Origin of the sequence: Maribellus sp. CM-23, from assembly GCF_021354595.1 — a bacterium.
Taxonomy (GTDB): Bacteria; Bacteroidota; Bacteroidia; order Bacteroidales; family Prolixibacteraceae; genus Draconibacterium.
This window is the reverse complement of sequence record NZ_JADWYJ010000008.1, coordinates 116,801-138,087: the sequence shown is the minus strand read 5'-3', so window position 1 is coordinate 138,087 and position 21,287 is coordinate 116,801. Positions and strand designations below refer to the sequence as shown.

The window sequence follows — 21,287 nt, the reverse complement described above, 5'->3', positions numbered from 1 at the left end:
TTGCAAAATATTTAAGTAACAAAAAAATTCTGAAGTGATGAAAAAAACTATTATTCTACTTGCCTTGGTGCTTTCTGTTTCAGGAGCATTTGCTCAGAAGGGAAAAGTAACAAGTGCTCAGACCTTTAAAGATAGCGGCAAATTGGATAAAGCGCTGGAGGCCATTAATGAGGCTACCGACCCGGCCAACGAAAAGGCAGAGAAATCTCTTCCGTGGCCAAAAACATGGGAGGTACGTGGGGAGATTTACCAAGCGATTTTCCAAAGTAAAGATGCAAACATTAAAAAACTGGCTGATGATCCGTTAACAACTGCTTTGGAGTCGTATAAAAAAGCACTGGAGCTGGATGACAAAGGAAAAGCTAGCAACGGTGTAAAAATCAAATTAACATTGTTGACTAACGACCTTACCAACCAGGCAGTTGAGGCTTTTAACGCCAATGATTATCCTGCAGCATTAAAGTCGTTCGAACAAATCCTGGAGGTTCAAAACCTTGACATTGTAAAGGCTGATAACCCTGATGGTGTAGATACAGTAATACTTTTCAATACCGGTCTTGCTGCCTATAATTCAAAAGATTATAACAAAGCAGTTAAGTATTACACAGAAGTAACCAAATATGGTTACAACGGTGCACGTACTTATAGTTTGATTGCTGATTCGTACATGCAAATGCAGGATACAGTTAACGCATTAAAAACCGTTCAGGAAGGTTTTGAAAAATACCCGGAAGACAATGGTGTTTTAACTGCCATGGTTGACCTGTATATGAAGTTGAATAAAAACGAAGAAGCGTTGAAATACCTGGATATGGCTATTCAGCAAGATCCAACAAACGTAACCTATTACTTTGCCAAAGGTGCATTGCTAGAAAAATTTGGTGATGAAGAAAAAGCTGTAGATGCTTATCAGAAAGCCACCGAAGTTGATCCCAACTTCTTTAATGCTTATTACAACTTAGGAGCTTTGTACTACAACAAAGGCGTAAAACAAATTGAAGTGGCCAACAGCGTTCCGGCGAATGATAATGCAAAATACGAAGCTGAGTTGAAGAAAGCAGACGTATGGTTTGAAAAAGCATTGCCTTACATGGAAAAATGCCACGAACTGAATGCAGAGGAAACCAGTACTCTTGAGTCGCTGAAAAACCTGTATTACCGTATGAAGAATATGGATAAATACAACGCTATTCTTGAAAAATTAGGTCAGTAAGAAGTATTTAAAAGATACTAAAGCCGCTCCTCCGTCAGTTGACGGGCGAGCGGCTTTTTTTATAATGTAAAAATGATAGTTGAGAAGCATCAACATCTCAAAGTTCAGGGCCTAGAAAACTGTGACGATCGGCTGTTAGTTCCCCCAAAGCATCGCTTTAGTATTCAAGTCGTCAGTGAAGGTCAATTGTCTTCCACTTTGACGGAAACTTCACTTGTTTGAAGTTCATACCTTCTAATTGTAAAGATTACTCAAGAAAAACTGTTTGAGCAATTTGAAATTACTCTCCAAAAGACTTTCTAACTTGTAACTCAGCAACCCTTTCACAAAGTAGTATGGCAGTACCCTTATAAATTAAGATCCAACGGATTTTCAGAATGAATTTTCCACTTGACAACCTAAATTTTAGGCACAAAAAAGCCTCCCGTTTTTCAACGGAAGGCTCGGATATTTCAAGTTTCTTTGTTCTTATTTTGCGTAGCTCACAGCACGTGTTTCGCGAATTACTGTGATCTTTATCTGTCCCGGGTAAGTCATCTCGTCCTGAATACGTTTCGAGATGTCGTACGAGAGCTGTTCGGTTTCCTGGTCGTTCATCTTGTCGGCACCTACAATTACGCGCAGTTCGCGTCCTGCCTGAATGGCGTAAGTTTTCATAACGCCCGGGTAGGAGAGTGCCAGGTCTTCCAGGTCTTTCAATCGTTTGATGTACGATTCCACTACCTCGCGGCGGGCTCCCGGACGGGCTCCTGAAATTGCATCGCAAACCTGAACGATAGGAGCAAGAAGACTCTGCATCTCCACTTCGTCGTGGTGAGCACCAATGGCGTTGGCAATGTCCGGTTTTTCCTTGTATTTCTCGGCCAACTTCATCCCCAGCACTGCGTGTGGCAATTCCGGCTCATCATCCGGCACTTTACCAATATCGTGCAGCAATCCGGCGCGTTTTGCTTTTTTCGGGTTTAATCCCAGCTCAGCCGCCATAATTGCACTTAAGTTAGCAACCTCGCGCGAGTGTTGCAGTAGGTTTTGACCATACGACGAACGGTATTTCATTTTGCCGATCAAACGGATCAGTTCAGGATGCAGGCCATGGATCCCAAGGTCGATTGCGGTACGTTTTCCGGTTTCGATCACTTCTTCTTCCACTTGTTTTTTCACTTTCTGAACGACTTCTTCGATACGGGCCGGGTGGATACGTCCGTCGGTTACCAGTTGGTGCAATGCCAAACGGGCAATCTCACGACGTACCGGATCGAACGCTGAAAGCACAATGGCTTCTGGAGTATCATCTACAACAATCTCAACGCCGGTAGCAGCTTCAAGAGCACGAATATTTCGTCCTTCACGCCCGATAATACGGCCTTTGATTTCGTCGCTTTCAATATGGAAAATGGTAACAGAATTCTCAATGGCAGTTTCGGTTGCCACACGCTGAATGGATTTCACCACAATCTTCTTCGCCTCTTTATTGGCGGTTTGCTTGGCTTCTTCCATTATTTCGTTGATATAAGCCACCGCATCCGATTTGGCTTCTTCTTTCAGCGATTCTACCAGTTGTGCTTTGGCATCTTCGGCTGATAAACCCGAAACCTGTTCCAGTTTTTCGAGTGTTTGTTTGAAAGTTTTTTCGAGCTCTTCGTTTTTGTGTTCTACCCTTTGTAATTGGGCATTCAGGTTTTCACGAATAACTTCGATTTCTCGTTTCTCTGTTTCGAAGTCCTTAACCTTTCGGTTGATTTCATCGCGACGCTGGTTAAGCATATTTTCGCGCTGTTTGTGTTTGTTTTCAAGGTTGGACAGCGTGGAGTTCTTCTCGTTAATATACCTTTCGTGTTCCGACTTTAACTGAAGGAATTTTTCCTTCGCCTGTAGAATCTTGTCTTTTTTGATCACTTCAGCTTCGGCCATGCCTTCCGCTACTATCTTTCTTTTCTTTGCTTTCAGGGCTTTGTTCCATACGAAGTAGGCCAATCCACCACCTCCAACAAAACCCGCAGCTACTGCAAATATCAAATTTATGTCCATGAATTTTTAATTTAAATACTAAAAAACCCGTAGAGAACCTTTTCTTTCGGGAAAAGGCCCAATACGGGCTTTGATAAATACTTTATATTTCTATTTCCAATTCTGTTCTTTTAAGAAATCAGAAATGTCGTCATTTAAATCCTTAATATCATCGATGAATTGAGAATAATCCTGGCGTTCCTGTAAGTTGCTGTAATTCAAAGCCGCCTGAAATGCAGTCATCGCCATTATATCTTGTTGGTCATTGTGTTGAAACCTTTTTCTGAATTCAGTAATGGTCTCGTTCACAAATTTTGCAGCTTTCCTGTATCTCTCTTCATCTCTGCGATTGATGGTCAGCGGATAATTCCGCCCGTCAATCTTAATATTTATTCTAAAATCGTTGTCTTTCACAATACATTACTTATTTAGTAATGCGATACATTTATCAATCTCCCGTATCAATAAGTTAATTTTCTGTTTTGCCTCCCCGTTGCCTTGTTTTTCAGATAACAATTGGTTGGCAATTTTTAGTTGCTCATTTTTTCGACCGACCTCCGACTTTTCATGCTCCAATTCTCCGATTTTATTACGGAGTTTCGAAATTTCGTCGTGCAACAACTGGTTTTCATTTTCCAAATGCTTGAAACTGCTGAATAATTGCTGCACATTCGTTTTTAATTCTTTCAGAAGCAAACGATCTTCTTCGGTCATTATAGCTGCATTTCAGAGGCAAAGTTAACTTTTTTTCAATACTAAGAAAGTAAAAGTATTTGTTTGGGGATAAATAATGCTAACATCTCTGTGTTAATGAGATGAAGGTACCAGCGACGTAAGATTTTGCAAATAAAATAGTTTGCGCTTCGTTGTAGTAAAAATTGAAGCCAGTAAAAAGTTAAATTTGCAGGCCAACTAAATGATGTTTATGAGAACTTTCGTTCTGTTTATCCTGGTTATAGTCGCACTGGGAACAAATGCACAGGAGAGATACTATAGCGATCCGTTAAAAATACCATTGTTGCTAAGCGGTAGTTTTGCCGAACTGCGGAGCAATCATTTTCACTCAGGGATCGACATTAAGACGCAGGGAGTTTCCGGATTTCCCGTTAATGCAGTCGCTGAAGGGTATATTTCCCGAATTTCTGTTTCTCCCTCCGGTTTCGGATATGCGCTCTATATTCATCATCCCAACGGAACGACTTCGGTTTACGGGCATTTGGAACGTTTTGCCCCGGCGATTCAAAAATATGTGACAGACCGGCAATACGAGCAAAAATCTTTTCGGGTCGACCTGGAGGTGCCGTCATTTTTGTTCCAGGTGAAAAAGGGAGAGGAAATTGCCAAAAGCGGAAACAGTGGTAGTTCGGGCGGACCACATTTGCATTTTGAAATTCGGGATACACAGTCAGAAGAGCCGTTAAACCCTCTGGAATATGGATTTTCAGTGGTTGATAATATTGCGCCAAAAATGTTCTCTTTATTGGTAGTCCCACTATCCGACACTTCGCATGTTAATTATCAGCCGGCGGCAACTAGTTATCCGCTGGTTTTATCCGAAGGAAAATATTGGGTAAAAGGAAATCCGGTAATTCCGGTGTACGGGCCGGTGGGTTTTGCCATTCAGACCAACGATTACCTGGATGGCAGCTACAATAAATGTGGTATCACCCGGCTCAGCCTCTCGGTGGACGATCTAACCAGCTTTGCTTTTCAGCTAAAGCGTTTTTCGTTTGGCAACTCGCGGTATATCAACAGCCATATCGTTTACGGCGAGTACATCGAATCGGGGCGGCGTTTTATTAAAACCTGGGTCGATCGCGGAAATCAACTACCCATTTATACTTACGATCTTTCGCAAGGTGTTTTTTTGGCAAGCAATGGTCTTCACAAAGTTCAGCTCGAAATGGCAGATACCTATGGGAATTCTTCTTTGCTTGAATTTAAGGTGGAAGGAAAGTTTAAAGAAATGCAGGCAATTGTTCCGAATGGGAGCATCGTGATGAAATACGACCAGGATAATTTGTTTGAGTCGGAAAATTGTGTGCTAAGTATCCCCAAGGGAGCACTTTATTCTGATGAAGAATTTTTGTACAAGGAAGAACCGACTACCGATGCTTTTTATTCTGAATTTCAGGTTTTGAAAAACGAAAAAGTGCCGCTTCACAATTCGGCAGGCTTAAAGATAAAGCCGCGCAATCTACCCTCGGAACTGGAGCCGAAAGTACTGATTGTAAGTCTGAATTCAAAAAGCGGACAGCCAAGTGCTATTGGAGGGACTTTTAAAAACGGTTGGGTGGAAGGAAGCATCCGCACTTTGGGACGGTATGCTCTGATGGTAGATACTATTCCGCCGGTTATCAAACCGCTTAGTATAACTGAAGGTCGTTTAAGCGAATCAACACGAATTCGTTTTAAAATAAGTGACGATCTTTCGGGCATAAAAAATATTGAAGGTATTCTGGACGGAAAATGGGCTTTGTTTGAGTACGATGCGAAAAACAATGTAATTACCCATTATTTTGACAAAACACGTTTTGAATTTGGAAAACAGCACGAATTCGTTTTAACGGTAAGCGATTACAAAGACAATACCTCGGTTTACAAGGCCGGTTTTTGGAAGTAAGCCGAATGAAACCGGTCGTATAAGTGTTTTTTAACAGCAATGTGGCCGGATGAAAAACAGATTTTCGTCATTCTTAGTGGCAGGGAATCCAGTTAAATTGCACCAAACTAATTTACCTGAGTTATGAAATCTGATCCTGCAAAGAGAATCTACGACATTCAACAATTTGGCGAGTTTGGAGGTGTAAATCCGTCCATTACCGATTCTTCCACTTATACTTTTCTGGAAGGCGAAACCATGGAAGAAACTTTTTTGGGGCACCTGGAAGGTTGTTTCCTGTATTCGCGCCACTGGAACCCAAGTAATAAATACCTGGCCGATGCATTGGCGGCGATGGAGAATACCGAAGCTGCCTGGGTAACATCGTCGGGAATGGCTGCCATTACCTGTGCATTGTTGCAATTATGCAGCTCAGGCGACCATATTGTAACCAGTGTTACAACTTATGGCGGTACCTATGCCTTTTTGAAAAACTGGCTGCCCAGGTACAACATCGAGGTGAGCTTTGTGGACATCACCAACCTGGAGCAGGTGCAAAATGCCATGCGTCCGAACACAAAAGTTATTTACACCGAAACGGTTACAAATCCCTTGCTCCAGGTTTCCGATATTCCGGAGTTGGCTAAAATTGCGCATGCAGCCGGAGCCAAACTGATGGTCGACAATACGTTTACGCCTATGATTTTTACCCCGGCAGAATTGGGAGCCGACTTTGTTGTGTACAGTATGACCAAGTTTATTAACGGGAAAAACGACTGTGTGGCAGGAGCCATTTGTGGATCGAAGGAGTTTATTGCCAAGTTGTCGAATGTAAACGACGGTACGGCCATGTTGTTGGGCCCCGTGCTCGATCCGCTGCGGTCTTCAAGCATTTTGAAGAACATTCACACACTGCATCTCCGGATGAAACAGCACAGTGCGAACGCGATGTATCTGGCTCAGAAACTGGAAGAAATGGGGCTGTCGTTAAAATATCCCGGGTTGAAAAGCCATCCGCAGCACGAACTCCATACCCAACTAATGAACCAGCGTTTTGGTTACGGAGGATTGTTGGCCATCGATTTTGGTACAGAGAAGAATGCCAACCAGATCATGTTCAAATTGCAACAGGCCAACGTGGGTTACCTGGCTGTTTCTTTGGGCTACTTCCGTACCCTGTTTAGTTGTTCCGGACACAGTACTTCTTCTGAAGTTCCGGTGGAAGTTCAAAAAGAAATGGGCCTGTCTGACGGATTGGTCAGGCTGTCGGTTGGATTGGACGAAGACATGGAGGAAGTATTGGAACGAATTAAAAGCTGTTTAGCTTAACAGATTGATTTATTGTTTTCATTTAGAATGGACGAGGTAAAATTTCCAAGCTGCAAAATATCATAAGAAGGGAAGCTGATTTCATTATCTTTGTCTCTTTCGCAAAATAAATAAGTAGTAGTAATGAAGAAAATTTCAATGATAGGAATGCTGATTTTTGCATTTCTGATTATCAACCAACAGGTTTCGAATGGGTGTACTAATTTCCTGATCACCAAAGGTGCGTCGGTAGATGGTTCAGTAATGATTACCTATGCAGCCGATTCGCACACTCTTTACGGTGAATTGTATTACCAGCCGGCACAGGATCACCCCGAAGGTGCCATGCGCAAGATTTACGAGTGGGATACCGGGACTTACCTGGGCGAAATACCACAACCTGCCCATACTTACAGTGTGGTGGGAAACATGAATGAATTTCAGCTGGCAATCGCTGAAACTACCTTCGGAGGCCGTTCAGAACTGTCCAGCCAGGCTGGTGCTATTATGGATTACGGCAGTTTGATTTATGTGGCCTTGCAGCGTGCCAAAACGGCCCGTGAAGCCATTGAGGTAATGACCGACCTGGTAGAAAAATACGGATATTACAGCTCCGGCGAATCTTTCTCGATTTCGGATCCGAACGAAGCCTGGATACTGGAACTGATAGGTAAAGGAGAAGGCGAAAAAGGTGCGGTTTGGGTAGCCATGCGTATTCCGGACGGATACATTAGCGGACATGCTAATCAGGCGCGTATTACTACATTTCCGCTCGACGACAAGGAAAATTGCGTGTATGCCAAGGACGTAATTTCTTTTGCCCGCGAAAAAGGATGGTACGACGGACCGAACAAGGATTTTAGTTTCTCTGACGTGTATGCACCGGTTGATTTTGGTGGAGCCCGTTTTTGCGACGCCCGTGTTTGGGCCGGTTTTAACATGGTTGCTTCCGGAATGGAGAAATATACTGAATACGCCAAAGGTATTGTGGAACATGGTGGTGAGCATAATTTTCCAACCAACCGTATGCCGTTGTGGATTAAGCCTGACAGAAAGTTAGACGTTCAGGATGTAATGGGAATGATGCGTGATCATTTCGAAGGCACTGAACTGGATATGACACAGGATTTGGGAGCAGGCCCTTATAAATTGCCTTACCGCTGGAGAGGACTGACCTGGGAAGTGGATTCAGTTCAATACTGCAACGAAAGGGCCATTTCAACTCAGCAAACCGGTTTCTCGTTTGTTACTCAGAGCCGTAGCTGGTTGCCCGATCCGATCGGTGGAATCCTGTGGTTTGGAGTGGACGATGCTTATAGCACCTGTTATGCTCCTATGTATTGCGGAATTAATGAAATTCCGGAGTGCTTTGCTGTTGGTAACGGTGACATGCTGACGTTTAGCGAAACTGCTGCATTCTGGACATTTAGCCAGGTGTCAAACATGGCTTACCTGCGTTACGACGATATGATCAAGGACGTGCAGGTGGTTCAGTCGGAACTGGAGGACAAATTTGTAAGTTATGTTCCGGTGATTGACAAAGCGGCCGAAATTCTGTACAAAGAAAAAGGGGATGCAGAAGCCCGTCGTTTTATTTCCGAATTTTCGGTAAACGAGGCGAACAATATGACTAAACGTTGGAAAGAACTCCGTAATTACCTGGTGGTAAAATACACTGACGGCAACATCAAAAAAGAAAAAGACGGTCAGTTTGAACGTACTGAAACAGGTATGCCGGCTTCACCCATTTTTGCCGGATATCCGGAATGGTGGTACAGGGCTATCGTAAATGCAACCGGCGATCATTTTAAAGTAGTTGGTTCAAGTCATTAAGCATTTCATACTAAAACAGATAGAAAAAGGTCTCCGTTGCGAGGCCTTTTTTTGTAACTTAGAGCGACAAATTATTTTTTAGCTGAAAATCAGTCAACTAAAATTGAGTTTTGACATAAAAATAAGTTTGTTGAAATAAAAAGAAATGCTATTTTTGCAGCCGATTTTATGCAATCTCTTGTCCGTCAGCCGACGGATTACATTGCCAACTTATAAAAACTACAAGAAAATGGATTTAATTAAAGCAGTAGAAAAGGAATTTGAGGTAGCAACGTCGCACCCAAAGTTTGGCGCAGGTGATACAATTACCGTAAGTTATAAAATTGCGGAAGGTGGTAAAGAGAGGATCCAGAATTTCCGTGGTGTGGTTATTCAGATTCGCGGAAGAGAAACTACCAAAACTTTCACTATTCGTAAAATTTCGGGAAACATTGGTGTAGAAAGAATTTTCCCATTGTATTCTCCGTTTATCGATTCAATTGAAGTGAACAAACGCGGTAGCGTTCGTCGCAAAAGAATCTTCTACTTACGTAGTCTTACTGGTAAAAAAGCCCGTATCAAAGAAAAAAGATTCTAGTCTTTTACAACGATATTCAAAAAGGTCTCTGGTTCAGAGGCCTTTTTTTTGCTTTAAACTTTTGCTGATAATCTTTTGCCACAGAGTTGCACTGATTAAAGCCGGAGTTACACGGAGACTTTCAACAAACATGCTTAAAAAAAAGCCGATGTTGACCCGGAATGGGATAGGTTAATTCAGTTTGAGGTGAAAATTCAATGAGAATTATGCTGTTTTAAACAAGCGCAGCAACTGTTTTATTTTGTCTTCCTTGTCAGTAAAACCAACCGTTTGATAAGCTTCCATCATCGACTCCAGCAAGCGCACCAGAAACAGCGTGTCGGGTTTGGGTTCGGTATATTCGTACAGGGGAAGATATTCATGCTTTTTCAGGTGGTAGTCAATTTCTTTGCGGCTGGTAATGGCGCCCTTGTTGGATGGGTTAACGTAGAACAGAACATCAGAGCTAACCGAAGTTCCGTGTACTTTTTGCGCCAGTTCGGCATCTACAATGGCTACCAGCGGATTTTTTGGGAAGTCGACAAGGTAGGCAGGCATTTCAAGCTGACGGGCAACAATGACGTAAAAAATACTCATCGAAACCGGGTTGCCTTTCTTGGTGTCCAAAAGCTGGTTCAAAAAACAATTCTGCGGCGAATGCGGATTGGAGAGGTTAATCGCGAATCCGTTTATGTTGAACAGAAAGTGATTCAGAATGGTAACTTTCTCAAGCAGCGTAAGCGAATTGTTGAGCTCCAGCCAAATGCTTTTTCGCAGGTTCTCGATTTTCAGCTGAATGTTCAGTGGATTCAAATCGGGATACTGGAAGCGATCTACATGACAAAAGCCGTTTAGTAGACTCCTGCCTTCGGCAGAATGACCCAGCCATTTTTTTATTCGCCGCTTGGTTTCTTTGAACTGTAAATGCTGAATAATGTTTTCAATCCTTTCCTGGCTGTGTTCGTCAAAGCTCGCTTCCCACTTTTTCTCCAGTTCCGGAATAATGTCATCTTTACTTTTTAACAGCTCTTTTTCGACCATCCCAAATACCGTTTCATCCGGGTCGTCGAGGAGGTTAATGAGTGCTTTCAGGCGGGTTTTGTCCATAGATTTATTTAGCTAGGTTGTTGAGCACAAGTTGGATCAGTCTTTTCATCTCATCGCGGTAATTCTCGTTCGCCGTAAGTGTTACCCGGTTGGCAATAATGAGGCAAACGGTTAGAGCATTGTGTCCCAGTAACTTTGAAAGACCATAAATAGCTGAGCTTTCCATTTCAAAATTGGTAATACGCAGTCCCTTAAAAGAGAACGACTCAATTTTTTCATTCAACTGTGGGAAGGCCAGCGGGATTCTTAATTCCCGGCCCTGCGGACCATAAAAACCGGGAGCAGAAATGGTTACTCCCTTTGAAAAATTTTCCCCGCTGAACAGATCTAAAAGTCCGGCAGAAGCATCTGCCACGTAGGGCGAAGCCAGCGAGGCATCCCATCCGGTGTAAGCTTTGAAAGCTTCTTCAAATGCGTGGTCCACCACATTGTTTCGTCCGGAGTAATAATTCAGTAGCCCGTCGAAACCAATCGACTTTTCGGAAACCACAAACGAGTTTACCGGCAAATCGGTTTGCAATCCTCCGGAGGTGCCAATTCGAACAATGTTCAGGCTTTTGTGCTCTTTTTTTATTTCACGGGTCTCCAGGTCGATGTTTACCAGCGCATCCAGCTCGTTCACAACAATATCGATATTGTCAGTCCCGATTCCGGTTGAAAGCAGTGTAAAACGTTTGTTGTTGTACCATCCGGTAACTGTTTTGAATTCACGGTTTTGAGTCGTAAACTCAATTTCACTGAAAAGTTTGGCAATGGTGTCAACCCTGGCCGGGTCACCCACGAGGATTATATTGTCTGAAATGTTTTCAGGTTTCAGATGCAAATGAAAAATGGATCCGTCGGGGTTCATTATTAATTCAGAATTCCTGATCATAGCGGAAATTTTGATGAAAATCAAAACTATTTAAAATAAGATGAATAGCCAATTGCAGCGGGGAAAACATATAAACAACCTGATCTTGAAAATTTACCCGTGTTTTTTATTTTGTTAAAAACTGGCTTTTGAGAGACGGTTTTGGTAAAAAATGCCCGCTGTGGGAAATGTGTTGCCTTGGTTAGGTAAAATAACGACCGAAATTTCTATTTTTGAGAAACGAATCTAACATACAAACGGATGTCATTCAAAATCTTTTCACTTCAACTTACTGGTAAAATTAAACCTACGGCAACCATTGAAAAGCAAAGAGCCCAGTTAAAAGCAGATTTCGATGCATTTTTAAAGACCGAAAGCTCGGAAGAATTAAAGCTGTTTTTGGAGCTGGAAGCTTGGGCGAATTCGGAGGCTTATAAAAACAAGAAAAAAGAGATTGAGGGCCTTAGCTATAAGGGGAGTAAGGAAGAGAAAGAATGGAAGGAATTTGAGCGGCTAAAGAAGTCGGGACCCATTAAGAAATATTTTTCGGTGGAAGGGTCTTCCGATTTAAAACGGTTTGAAAAAGAACGTGAGTCCGACAAACTGAAGAACTACTATGTATTGCTCGATTATATGAAGGAAGGGCAGTTTGAAAAGGACAAAAAGGAAATTAGCAGCCAGGTATTTAAAGGTTCGGTAGAGGAGAAGCACCTGCTCGAATACAAAAAGCTTGCAAAGTCGGCAGGAATAAAAGCTTACCTCGAATTGCACGGCTCCGAGGTTTTGAAGAGGCACGAAGCCCTTGCAAACTCCGAAAAATTCAAAAAGTATAATGAATTGAAAAATGCTTCTGACCGCAGCAAGGAAGACAAAGCGGCGTTCAGAAAAATTATGGGCGACAGCGAGATCAAAGCCTATTTTAAGCTGGAGAAATCAAAAAAACTGAAACTTTATAAAGAGATCAGTAGCAGTCATGATCTGAAGAGATACCTCGAACTAAAAGCTTTGGTGGAGTCGAAAGAGTTCAGAGAAAAGGAAGCTTTTTTGAAAGACAAGCAGAAGTTTGAAAAGAGCGAGGCCTATAAGAAACAGGCCGAGTTTAAACGACTTGCTGCCGACGATACCGTAAAGTTTGTGTTGAAGTACGAGAAGTCTTCGTTGTATAAAAATTACCTCGATGTAAAAGATTCTTTCGACCTGAAACGCTACCACGAACTGGATGCGCTTTTGCAGTCGGAAGAATACCGGAAACAAAAAGCCTGGTTGGAAGACAAAAAACGTTGGGAGAAAACGCCCGAATACGCCAGGTATCAGCAATATCTGAAAGACAAACAAATACCTGATTTTGTAAATTATTTCAAGTACAAGGATTCCAAAGATTTTGATTTGTTTAGAAACCTGGAAGTTGTTTTTGAAGATGATTTTTCGGGCAGAAAACTGGATACAGAAAAATGGTCGACTGCTACTCCGGTGGCCGATAAATTGCTGGGCGAGAATTATGCCATGCCGGGCGACCTCAATATTTTTACCAGTGGAAATAACCTGAAGGTGGAAGAAAAGCTGGTGATCCAGGTAAAAAAAGAGAAAGCAAAAGGAAAAGTTTGGCAAATGCCGGCAGGGTTTGTACCGACCGATTTTGAATACACATCCGGGCTGGTTTCAAGTGCGCCAAGGTTTATGGTGGAAGACGGAATTCTGGAAGCTAAAATAAAATTCGATCCTGTAAAACAGGTTGTCAGCTCTTTGTACCTTACCGGGGAAAAGGCAACCAACCGTGTGAATTTGTTGGAGATGGGGGCCAGAAACCATCTGGGTTTTACTTTCCTGAATGGTAGCGGGAAGGTAGAAAGCCAGGGAATCGATATCTCAAACCTCAAAAAAAGCACCTACATTTTTAGTGTTGAAAAGGCGGGCTCAACATTCACTTGGAAAATTAACGAAGTGGAAATTTTGAAACAGGAAAAGCCGGAAATGAACAAGCAATTGTTTATTGAAGCCTCCAGTTTGGTGATCAATCCGGTTTCATCAGCAGTTAATTTCGAAATAGAATGGGTAAAATGTTATCGTAGAAAATGATGCTGAACAATTGGAATGTTGACTGGGCCGAAGAGTTTAACGGCGCCATTACAGTTTGCGACCGAAAGGGGATAATTGTGTACATGAATCGTCGTTCTGTTGAGCAATTTCATAAATACGGTGGTGCCGATCTTTTGGGAAGCAACTTGCTCGATTGCCATCCCGATCCCTCCAAAACAAAGTTGAAAGAGATGTTGGAGAAGCCCATAGACAACATGTACACAACGGAGAAAGACGGTGTTACTAAAATCATTTATCAAACTCCGTGGTACCAGGAAGGAATGTTTCGGGGAGTGATTGAGATTTCGTTTCAACTGGATACGTCCATGCCTCATTTCTTTAGAAAATAGACTCAATCGTTTTGGCGGGGATAAACAACAGCAAAACTACCAAACTGCCAAACGGCAACACAGCAATACAGTTATCCGGTACCCATTACAATCCACGTTTGTTAAACAGAATATATCCAAAGTTCAGGGTTACATACCATTGCGTATTTTCTTTCTCGTAATAATTGACGGCCAGACTAATCGGGCCTATTCCGGTTTGATAAACCATGGCTGCCATTCCCTGCCAGTAGATATTGTGGAAAAGATTGTCGCTTCTGTATGCCGTTAGGTCTTCTTTTATCAACTCTTCCCTGATGGGCAAAAAAGCATAGCTTTCAAGCCGCAGGTGTATGTCGGGTGTAAAGTTAAAGATCGTTTTTAGTCCGCCTGCTGTAAATTGGTTGGAGTGAAAGTTGTTCAGAAACAGTGATTTGCTATGCGGCGTTGGCTGAAAACCGGGTGCACTTAATTTTACTGCTTTGTAGTTTCTGAACAGATCTTTCGTACTCAGCATTCCTTCGGCATGTACTCCCAGTGTGAAGGCTTTCCCGAAATTAAAATAGCGAAGAAGTTTGGCATTCACCTGGAAATACTCCTGGTGCTGCAGGATCCTTCCCCGTACTTCTGATGTACTTCCCGGGAGGTGTCCTTCTTCGCCCACAACATATTTAATATCCAGCATCCGAAGAAGCCCTTCTGTTGCATATTGTTTGTAATTCAGCGAGTTGGTTTCAAGTCTTACATCGGCTACAAAGGCATTAAAGGTGCTTTCGTCCGGTTCGTCCTCTTTGTTGAAAATCTCTGTTTGATAATACTGGTCGGAAGCGGAAGAATAGGCAACTCCCGTGTAGAATTTGCTGTTCAAGCCAAGCGGAAAGCCCGTTTCGATTCTGAAACTAAGCTCGTCGCGGATGATGTAGGGAGGCCGCACGTTTTCGAAAAATAACTCGGAGCTGGAAGCAAAATAATCCCAACGGTTCAAGGTGAAATAAGATGCCAGGTAGTACGGCAATCTCGATGGGTAATCAATCCTTCCTCCCAGCTTAAAGGAACTGTAAAAACGACCAAAAAACAGGTTTGAGTTGAGAAGATAAGCCCTGCGGTTATACATGCGGTAATTTACCCCCACATATCCCTGGTTAATGGGTTTGGTTGAAATATTCCCGCCAATGTTTACATCCACTTTTTTCTCGGGCTCCACTTTTAAATGCAGGTCGAAATAGCCTGTTTCCTTGTTGTAATAAGTAATGGGCTGTATTGATTTTACCTGCTGATCCGATACCAGTTTAAAATACTCCTTTTTCAGGTTGTCCAGCGATACAATCGGCATTCCGTGCTTCATACTTTGGATAATGAATTGCCGTTGTAAGTTGTCTTGCACGCCTTCCACCTGTATGTTTTGAAAATAAAGTGCAGGTTTACGCGCCACAAAATTGTTTCGCTTCTCCTGTACTTCCTCTTTCGACACTCTTCGGGTAACAAGTGCTTTTATGCTGTCGAGGGCATTCATGGCTGTTTTTCCTCCGGCTTCCATGGCTTGGTCAATTTTAGCAAAATCCAGCAAGCCAACATCTTCAAATCTTGTTTCGAGCAGGATACCATCTTTCGGATCGATCTCGAAATTGGTGGGCCGCATAACGAGGTTAGAGATTTGCTGCATCAGGTCGTCGGCCTCGGCCGCCCTGACATTGTTGGCCACTTTGTGTCCGATAATAATATCGGGTTTAAAGATTTCCTTCATCTGCTGGGTGGGGAAGTTGTTCAGCAGCCCACCGTCAAACAATAGATTACCGTCAATTTCAATGGGTTTGAAATACAGAGGCACCGTCATCGAAGCACGAATGGCATTTCCCAGGTCCCCGTTTCGCAAAACAACCGGTTTGCTGTTATACACGTCGGCAGCCACACAAAAAAACGGAACCATCAGTTGGTTGAAATTATAATCGCAGGCAGCACTGGTTGCGGCGGTTAATTCCATAAATGCAAAATCCATCTGCTCGGCCGGAATAATGTTGGTGGGAGGGAGTAATTTAACTTTTTCGTTCTTTTTGGTAATTCTAAGCTGAAGCCAGGTTGGATCGGCTTCGGGCTGTTTGAAGTAATAACGGTAACCGGTTTGAATTTTTCCGGTAGACCAAAAATAGAAGTCGTCCGATTTAAACAACTCTTCCATTTCGTCAGGAGTGTATCCTGCTGCATATAAGCCTCCAACGATCGCACCGATCGAGGTTCCCGAAATATAATCGATCGGGATATTGTTTTCTTCCAGCACCCGCAAAACAGCAATGTGCGCCATACCTTTAGCACCGCCGCCACTCAAAACCACACCCACCGATTGGGAGTTCCCCTGAATGCTGATTAACAATAGAAATAAACTAAGGAAAAGTCTAAATTTCATGGTTTTTCCGCCTACATTCTGAACACAACCAAATTTACAAAATCTACGGAATGTTAATTAGAAATATTCCGAAAAATAAAGCATTTTTGAAATATCTGTTGTTAAAGATGCCTGACTGCTTCAGAAACAGCCTGGAATCTGTAGGACAATGAATCAAATAATAATAGATTTGTGGAACATTCTTTAAAAACCTGAATCATGTATAAACACATTTTGATTTTTCTTTTGGCGATCGTGCCGTTTTCAATTTTTGCTCAAAACGGGAAAGTTATGGAATCCCTTCAATTTGAGAGCAAACTGGTTTCGTACCCGGTAGAATATTCTGTTTACCTGCCGGCTGATTATGAAACTTCTAACCGTAGTTATCCTGTGTTATATCTCCTACACGGTTATTCTGACGATGAAACCGGTTGGATCCAGTTTGGCGAAGCAAACCGGATTGCCGACAAGGGAATTGCCAACGGAGATTTTCCTCCCTGCATAATCATTATGCCCGACGGGAAAGTTAGCTGGTATGTGAATAGTTTTGACGGAAAAGATCCCTGGGAAGACATGTTTATCCAGGAGTTTATCCCGGCCATGGAAAAGAAATACCGGATTCGTTCGAAAAAGGAATTCCGTGCAATTGCCGGACTTTCGATGGGCGGAAACGGAGCCTTGTTATTGTCTATGCACAATCCCGAATTGTTTTCTGTTTGTGTAGCCATGAGTGCCGGAACTTTTACCGATGAAGAAATTAGCAGCAATGGTCGTTACGATCATTATTTCAAAAATATTTATGGCGAAAAACCCGAAAGTGGTGTGAGCGACTACTGGAAAGCCAATAGCCCGATTCACCTGCTCGACAGCGTAGATAAAGAAAAGCTTAAATCCATTCGTTTTTACATCGACTGTGGCGACGACGACTTCCTGTACAAAGGAAATTCGGCTCTGCATGTAAAAATGCGCGACCTGGGCATTCCGCACGAATACAGAGTCAGAAACGGCGGTCACCAGTGGGAATACTGGCGTACTGGCTTATTCGACGGATTGAAGTTTATGGCTGAATCTTTTCACCGATAATCCATCATTTTTCCTTTATCAATTGTTTTGAAACGCATATTTCCCATATTGTTGTTGCTGGGATTGTTGGGTACTACATTCAAAAACGTTGCCCAGACCAAGCCTGACTTTTTATGGGGAAACTGCGCTTATTTTAGCCTGAATGTTGGAGACAGCATTTTGTACGACAGTACCAGTGTACAGTTACTGTCCGTTGAAAATCAATACAATCAGTTAAAGGTTGGAGCCGATACACTTGAAGTAAAAGTAAGCGGGCGTTCGCTGCCACACAGCGTTGCCGGCTTACAGCTTTTTGTGGCCGACAACCGAAACGTAAAAGCCTTGGCGGACAATACTTTCATCCATGGTTTGCTGAAAAAGGATATTCTGTTGTGTATTTCCGACAGAAACAGGGAAATGCTGGATAAAAAGGAATTTGTGTTTCCGGTAAGTTTTAACCAGGGCTTTGTTTGGGACGGAGAGGAAGATACCTACATGTTCTCGTACTTGTACGACGATCAGCAGAAGAAGTACGAAACCTATCCCGGAATTGGGATTGACCTGAAAGATGCACGAGGCATTGAAAAGCATTGGTTGGTAGCCATCGCGAACAGCACTGTGGTTTGGGTCGACAAGGCAAAGGATGGGGGAACAGCCTGTGTGTTGCTGGCAAGTGATTCAAGTCCGGGAATTTATTATGTGTACGATTGCCTGTACGAAAAAACGCTGGAAGTAAAAAAGGAGCAGAAGCTGATGCGGGGAGAATTGATCGGTACTGCCTGGGGAAATGCCAATTGGGGGCACGCGCACCTGGCGGTTGTTCGCAACGATACGATTCCTTCTTTTGATGACCGTTTTGTGAATTGTGTCAACTTCTTTCCACAATTGTACGAGTTGTATTATGCTTACACCTACAGTGCCAGCAAGTCTTATTCAAAGGGGAAGATTAGCTTTGGAAGGGCGGCTTCGCATCTCGGAAATGACAAAAACAATGCGGCTTTTGAAGAGTACCTGGGCAAAGGATGGATTTTCGGGCGCTGGAACCGCTCGGATAAGGTTGAGGCGGTTTCTGTGCGCGAAGGAGGCAATGTGCGTTTAGCGAAAAAGGTATTCTCAGGAACACCGGCAGAAAGTATTAATCCGAATGATTACTTTGAGTACGAAATAAATGTCAGGAACGGAGTATACCGGATTCGGGCAAAAGTGGGCGACCTAAAAGCCGAATCGTGGCAAAAAATTGAATACGAAGGCGTGCCCGATAAAACTTTCTCCTTGCCGGCAGGCGAGCAAAAATGGACAGATGAAAGAACCGTAAGGGTGGAAGACCGCAAACTAACGGTTCGTGTTTATATCGATCCTGAAAATAAAAAAGCAGCCGGTTTAAGTGAGATCGTATTTCAAATGGTTTATTAGGCGAATTCCAGTTTCATTCCCGTTTTTACCTGTTTTGAATTAAATTCTTTGTGAAACAAAAACAGTGCGGGCAGTTCGGTGCAATGTGCCGGAAGTACCTGTTCCACTTTGTTTTCTTTTAGATAACGGATGGTTTGCAATGTTTGCTCATTAGGCTCTTTCAGGTGAAAACCGCCGATCACGGCTTTAATTGTTGAAATTCCGGTGACTTTTTTAGCGTATTCGCAAATGTTGCAAATACCGGAATGTGCACAGCCCGAGATGATGACAAGTTGATTGTTTACCACGGCCGCCAATGCCGAATCATCGCTAACAAAATCTTCCGAGTGGTCCGTAAATTCAAAAGCGGTTGCTTGGCTTTCAAATAAGTTTTCCCGGGGTATTTCTCCCAGAAACCAAAGGTTGTCCGTGATTTTAACAGGTTTTTCCGACAGTGTTAAGTGGAACCGCAGGGCTATCTCTTCTCCGCTTGTTTCAATTCCGACAGGGGAGTGGTCCCTTTTGCGGAAGCGACTCCGAAAAGATCCGGGATGTGTGATCAGTGTTTTATCCCGAAGAAACTTCAATCCGTTGCCATGGTCCCAATGTCCGTGGCTTAGCACAATTTTCAGTACCTCCTGTTGAATGTCGATTCCCATTTTACGGGCATTTTTCAGAAAAACATCTGAGTGGCCGGTGTCCAAAAGGATTTTTTCACCGTCTGTTTCAAGCAGGTAAGAAAGACCGTGTTCTGCCTGAAACCTGCCGCCAGCGGTGTTGTCGGTTAAAACAGTCAGCTTCATGCGATGGATTTTCGTAATTCTTTCCAAATATTCTGAAATTCTTCGCCGCAAACAGAATCCGGTGCGTACTCCATCATCGTTTGGCTGTGTACCATCGACTCCACCATTTTTTTGTCGAACGGAATTTTGCCCAGTAGTTGTATGCAGTTTTCTTTCAGAAAATCTTCCACAATGCTTGTCATTTCCAGGTTGATGTCATGTTTATTGATCACCGCAAACATAGGAATCCGGAACGAGCTAACCAATTCTTTTAAGCGCGAGGCGTCGTGCAATCCCGAAACGGTGGGTTCTATTACCAGCAATACCGCATCGGTCCCGGTTACGGAGGCAATGGCTGCGCAGCCAATTCCCGGAGGGCCGTCGTTGAGCAGAAGTTCGGCTTTTATTTCCCGGGCAATGCTTTTGGCGTGCTCGCGAATGTGGGTAACCAGGTGCCCCGAATTTTCTTCTCCCGGGCCCATTTTTGCGTGAACTATCTTGCCAAATCGGGTATTGGAAACAAACCAGTGGTTGTTGAATTTCTGATGGGTTGTAATGGCTTCTGCGGGACAAATTCTTTCACAGAGGCGGCATCCTTCGCACAGAAACGGATTGACTTCCGGAAATAAAACCTTGTTGGTGTGGATGGCGTCAAAACGACATGAACTTTCACATAATCCGCATTGCGTGCATTTTTCAGGATCTATTTCAGCAACCGAGCCACTGGAGAATGGGTGAGTTTCCAGTATCTCGGGCTGGAAAATAAGATGCAGGTCGGCGGCGTCCACATCGTTGTCGCAAAACACAGCATTGCCGGCCAGCGAAGCCAAAGCCGCAGTAATACTGGTTTTTCCGGCACCGCCTTTTCCGCTTACAATTGTTATCTCTTTCATTTTGTTAAGTGGTCATTTTTTTATTCCGGTCACTTCCAGCAATCTTTCCGCTGTTTTGAGGTAAATGTTTTCCAGTTCTTCCGGAACATTGTTCAGAAGTGCTCCTTTGGAGTAGCTTTCGGCATATTCTTTCGAAAATGGTATTTCCCCGATCAGTTCAATATTATTTGCTGCCAGATATGCGTAAACAGCGTTGTTTCCCAACCCGGCTTTGTTGACAATTACTCCAAACGGAATTTTGAGATTGTTAAGCAAGTCTACGGTCAGTTTTAAATCGTACAGGCCAAAAGGAGTTGGTTCGGTTACCAGAATAACATAAGCTGCTCCTGAAACGGTTTCCACCACCGGGCAACTGGTTCCTGGAGGAGCATCAAGTATTTGAAGCACAGTGTTGCTGGCCGTCTGCTTTTTTAGCTCACGAATAAGCGAAGTTTGCATCGAAGAGCCAATCCGAAGCCGGCCTTCGGTAATCCCCGTGCCAAAAGTTGTTTTGTAGCCGCTTATCGTTCCGATGGGATTTTTGTATTCACGAATGGCGCCAAATTCGCAGGCAAGAGAGCAGGCGCCACACGAATGGCACAGGTCTTTGTTTATTTCCGCAAACTCCAGATTTTTTACAAGGGTAATGGCGTTGAACTCGCACCAGTCAGAACACTTTTTGCAAAATGTACATTGGGCAGTGTCAATCTCCGGAACCATCGTAAAAACTGTGTTTTCGTAAATATTGACTGCATCGGGGATAAAAAGCAAATCGTTGGGTTCTTCCACGTCGCAGTCGATCAACTGAATTTGATCATCCAGAAGTTTCGACAAATATTGGTAGAGATGAATGGCCACAGTTGTTTTTCCTGTTCCACCTTTTCCGCTGGCAATGGCAATGCGCATAAAATACTTTCT

At 43.2% G+C, this 21,287-nt stretch carries 18 protein-coding genes; 9 read left to right on the top strand and 9 right to left on the bottom strand.

The features are described from left to right. The first annotated feature begins 37 nt into the window (after nt 1-37). Nucleotides 38-1,213: a tetratricopeptide repeat protein gene (locus INQ51_RS21500; protein ID WP_233380047.1), complete on the top strand. Its 1,176-nt coding sequence runs from the start codon at nt 38-40 to the stop codon at nt 1,211-1,213. 468 nt (nt 1,214-1,681) lie between these two features. On the opposite strand, the gene rny is transcribed toward INQ51_RS21500, so the two are convergent. The 3 genes from rny to INQ51_RS21485 form a co-directional block, all read right to left on the bottom strand. Beyond that, nucleotides 1,682-3,241: a ribonuclease Y gene (gene rny / locus INQ51_RS21495; protein ID WP_233380046.1), complete on the bottom strand. Its 1,560-nt coding sequence runs from the start codon at nt 3,239-3,241 to the stop codon at nt 1,682-1,684. 90 nt (nt 3,242-3,331) lie between these two features. Continuing rightward, nucleotides 3,332-3,634, bottom strand: coding sequence for a cell division protein ZapA (locus tag INQ51_RS21490; protein WP_233380045.1), 303 nt, complete (start codon nt 3,632-3,634; stop codon nt 3,332-3,334). Nucleotides 3,635-3,640: 6 nt separating this feature from the next. Further along, complete coding sequence (locus INQ51_RS21485; protein ID WP_233380044.1) at nt 3,641-3,934, bottom strand: hypothetical protein; 294 nt, start codon at nt 3,932-3,934, stop codon at nt 3,641-3,643. 211 nt (nt 3,935-4,145) lie between these two features. On the opposite strand from INQ51_RS21485, the gene INQ51_RS21480 reads away from it, so the two are divergent. The 4 genes from INQ51_RS21480 to rplS all read left to right on the top strand — a co-directional run bounded on the left by INQ51_RS21480 (nt 4,146) and on the right by rplS (nt 9,540). Continuing rightward, nucleotides 4,146-5,843 (top strand): M23 family metallopeptidase, encoded by a 1,698-nt coding sequence (locus INQ51_RS21480; RefSeq protein WP_233380043.1) that lies wholly within the window; start codon nt 4,146-4,148, stop codon nt 5,841-5,843. A gap of 123 nt (nt 5,844-5,966) precedes the next feature. Then, nucleotides 5,967-7,151: an aminotransferase class V-fold PLP-dependent enzyme gene (locus INQ51_RS21475; RefSeq protein ID WP_233380042.1), complete on the top strand. Its 1,185-nt coding sequence runs from the start codon at nt 5,967-5,969 to the stop codon at nt 7,149-7,151. Nucleotides 7,152-7,274: 123 nt separating this feature from the next. Further along, complete coding sequence (locus tag INQ51_RS21470; protein ID WP_233380041.1) at nt 7,275-8,963, top strand: dipeptidase; 1,689 nt, start codon at nt 7,275-7,277, stop codon at nt 8,961-8,963. A gap of 229 nt (nt 8,964-9,192) precedes the next feature. Beyond that, nucleotides 9,193-9,540, top strand: a complete 348-nt coding sequence (rplS, locus tag INQ51_RS21465) for a 50S ribosomal protein L19 (RefSeq protein ID WP_233380040.1) — start codon at nt 9,193-9,195, stop codon at nt 9,538-9,540. Nucleotides 9,541-9,744: 204 nt separating this feature from the next. On the opposite strand, the gene INQ51_RS21460 is transcribed toward rplS, so the two are convergent. Together INQ51_RS21460 and INQ51_RS21455 are read right to left on the bottom strand one after the other, a co-directional pair. Further along, a complete protein-coding gene (locus INQ51_RS21460; RefSeq protein ID WP_233380039.1) occupies nt 9,745-10,626 on the bottom strand; it encodes a transglutaminase-like domain-containing protein in 882 nt (293 codons plus the stop codon). A gap of 4 nt (nt 10,627-10,630) precedes the next feature. Continuing rightward, nucleotides 10,631-11,500: a nucleoside phosphorylase gene (locus INQ51_RS21455; protein ID WP_233380038.1), complete on the bottom strand. Its 870-nt coding sequence runs from the start codon at nt 11,498-11,500 to the stop codon at nt 10,631-10,633. 240 nt (nt 11,501-11,740) lie between these two features. Between INQ51_RS21455 and INQ51_RS21450 the strand changes: the two genes are divergently transcribed. Beyond that, complete coding sequence (locus INQ51_RS21450; protein ID WP_233380037.1) at nt 11,741-13,555, top strand: hypothetical protein; 1,815 nt, start codon at nt 11,741-11,743, stop codon at nt 13,553-13,555. Beyond that, the gene (locus INQ51_RS21445; protein ID WP_233380036.1) at nt 13,552-13,905 is read left to right on the top strand and encodes a PAS domain S-box protein; all 354 of its coding nucleotides are present in this window, start codon (nt 13,552-13,554) and stop codon (nt 13,903-13,905) included. Before INQ51_RS21450 ends, INQ51_RS21445 begins: the two co-directional genes overlap by 4 nt. Nucleotides 13,906-13,990: 85 nt before the next feature. On the opposite strand, the gene INQ51_RS21440 is transcribed toward INQ51_RS21445, so the two are convergent. Then, nucleotides 13,991-16,282 carry a patatin-like phospholipase family protein gene (locus tag INQ51_RS21440; RefSeq protein ID WP_233380035.1) on the bottom strand — a complete coding sequence of 764 codons (2,292 nt, stop codon included), beginning with the start codon at nt 16,280-16,282 and terminating at the stop codon, nt 13,991-13,993. Nucleotides 16,283-16,480: 198 nt separating this feature from the next. Here INQ51_RS21440 and INQ51_RS21435 point away from each other — a divergent pair, with 198 nt between their 5' ends. After that, nucleotides 16,481-17,344, top strand: coding sequence for an alpha/beta hydrolase (locus INQ51_RS21435; RefSeq protein WP_233380034.1), 864 nt, complete (start codon nt 16,481-16,483; stop codon nt 17,342-17,344). 27 nt (nt 17,345-17,371) lie between these two features. Continuing rightward, entirely contained in the window at nt 17,372-18,736 is a 1,365-nt protein-coding gene (locus INQ51_RS21430; RefSeq protein ID WP_233380033.1) for a M23 family metallopeptidase, read from the top strand. On the opposite strand, the gene INQ51_RS21425 is transcribed toward INQ51_RS21430, so the two are convergent. The 3 genes from INQ51_RS21425 to INQ51_RS21415 are packed head-to-tail and all read right to left on the bottom strand — an operon-like array spanning nt 18,733 to nt 21,275. Then, nucleotides 18,733-19,518, bottom strand: a complete 786-nt coding sequence (locus INQ51_RS21425) for an MBL fold metallo-hydrolase (protein ID WP_233380032.1) — start codon at nt 19,516-19,518, stop codon at nt 18,733-18,735. The two genes, INQ51_RS21430 and INQ51_RS21425, sit on opposite strands and share 4 nt — an antisense overlap. Further along, the gene (locus tag INQ51_RS21420) at nt 19,515-20,390 is read right to left on the bottom strand and encodes an ATP-binding protein (RefSeq protein ID WP_233380031.1); all 876 of its coding nucleotides are present in this window, start codon (nt 20,388-20,390) and stop codon (nt 19,515-19,517) included. The genes INQ51_RS21425 and INQ51_RS21420 overlap by 4 nt, the downstream gene beginning before the upstream one ends. 12 nt (nt 20,391-20,402) lie before the next feature. Next, nucleotides 20,403-21,275, bottom strand: a complete 873-nt coding sequence (locus INQ51_RS21415) for a 4Fe-4S binding protein (protein ID WP_233380030.1) — start codon at nt 21,273-21,275, stop codon at nt 20,403-20,405. Nucleotides 21,276-21,287 lie beyond the last annotated feature (12 nt).

Coding starts and splice junctions, on each gene's coding strand:
- INQ51_RS21500 (WP_233380047.1), top strand. CDS start 38: ATGAAAAAAACTATTATTCTACTTGCCTTGGTGCTTTCTGTTTCAGGA.
- rny (WP_233380046.1), bottom strand. CDS start 3,241: ATGGACATAAATTTGATATTTGCAGTAGCTGCGGGTTTTGTTGGAGGT.
- INQ51_RS21485 (WP_233380044.1), bottom strand. CDS start 3,934: ATGACCGAAGAAGATCGTTTGCTTCTGAAAGAATTAAAAACGAATGTG.
- INQ51_RS21480 (WP_233380043.1), top strand. CDS start 4,146: ATGAGAACTTTCGTTCTGTTTATCCTGGTTATAGTCGCACTGGGAACA.
- INQ51_RS21475 (WP_233380042.1), top strand. CDS start 5,967: ATGAAATCTGATCCTGCAAAGAGAATCTACGACATTCAACAATTTGGC.
- INQ51_RS21470 (WP_233380041.1), top strand. CDS start 7,275: ATGAAGAAAATTTCAATGATAGGAATGCTGATTTTTGCATTTCTGATT.
- rplS (WP_233380040.1), top strand. CDS start 9,193: ATGGATTTAATTAAAGCAGTAGAAAAGGAATTTGAGGTAGCAACGTCG.
- INQ51_RS21460 (WP_233380039.1), bottom strand. CDS start 10,626: ATGGACAAAACCCGCCTGAAAGCACTCATTAACCTCCTCGACGACCCG.
- INQ51_RS21455 (WP_233380038.1), bottom strand. CDS start 11,500: ATGATCAGGAATTCTGAATTAATAATGAACCCCGACGGATCCATTTTT.
- INQ51_RS21450 (WP_233380037.1), top strand. CDS start 11,741: ATGTCATTCAAAATCTTTTCACTTCAACTTACTGGTAAAATTAAACCT.
- INQ51_RS21445 (WP_233380036.1), top strand. CDS start 13,552: ATGATGCTGAACAATTGGAATGTTGACTGGGCCGAAGAGTTTAACGGC.
- INQ51_RS21440 (WP_233380035.1), bottom strand. CDS start 16,282: ATGAAATTTAGACTTTTCCTTAGTTTATTTCTATTGTTAATCAGCATT.
- INQ51_RS21435 (WP_233380034.1), top strand. CDS start 16,481: ATGTATAAACACATTTTGATTTTTCTTTTGGCGATCGTGCCGTTTTCA.
- INQ51_RS21425 (WP_233380032.1), bottom strand. CDS start 19,518: ATGAAGCTGACTGTTTTAACCGACAACACCGCTGGCGGCAGGTTTCAG.
- INQ51_RS21420 (WP_233380031.1), bottom strand. CDS start 20,390: ATGAAAGAGATAACAATTGTAAGCGGAAAAGGCGGTGCCGGAAAAACC.
- INQ51_RS21415 (WP_233380030.1), bottom strand. CDS start 21,275: ATGCGCATTGCCATTGCCAGCGGAAAAGGTGGAACAGGAAAAACAACT.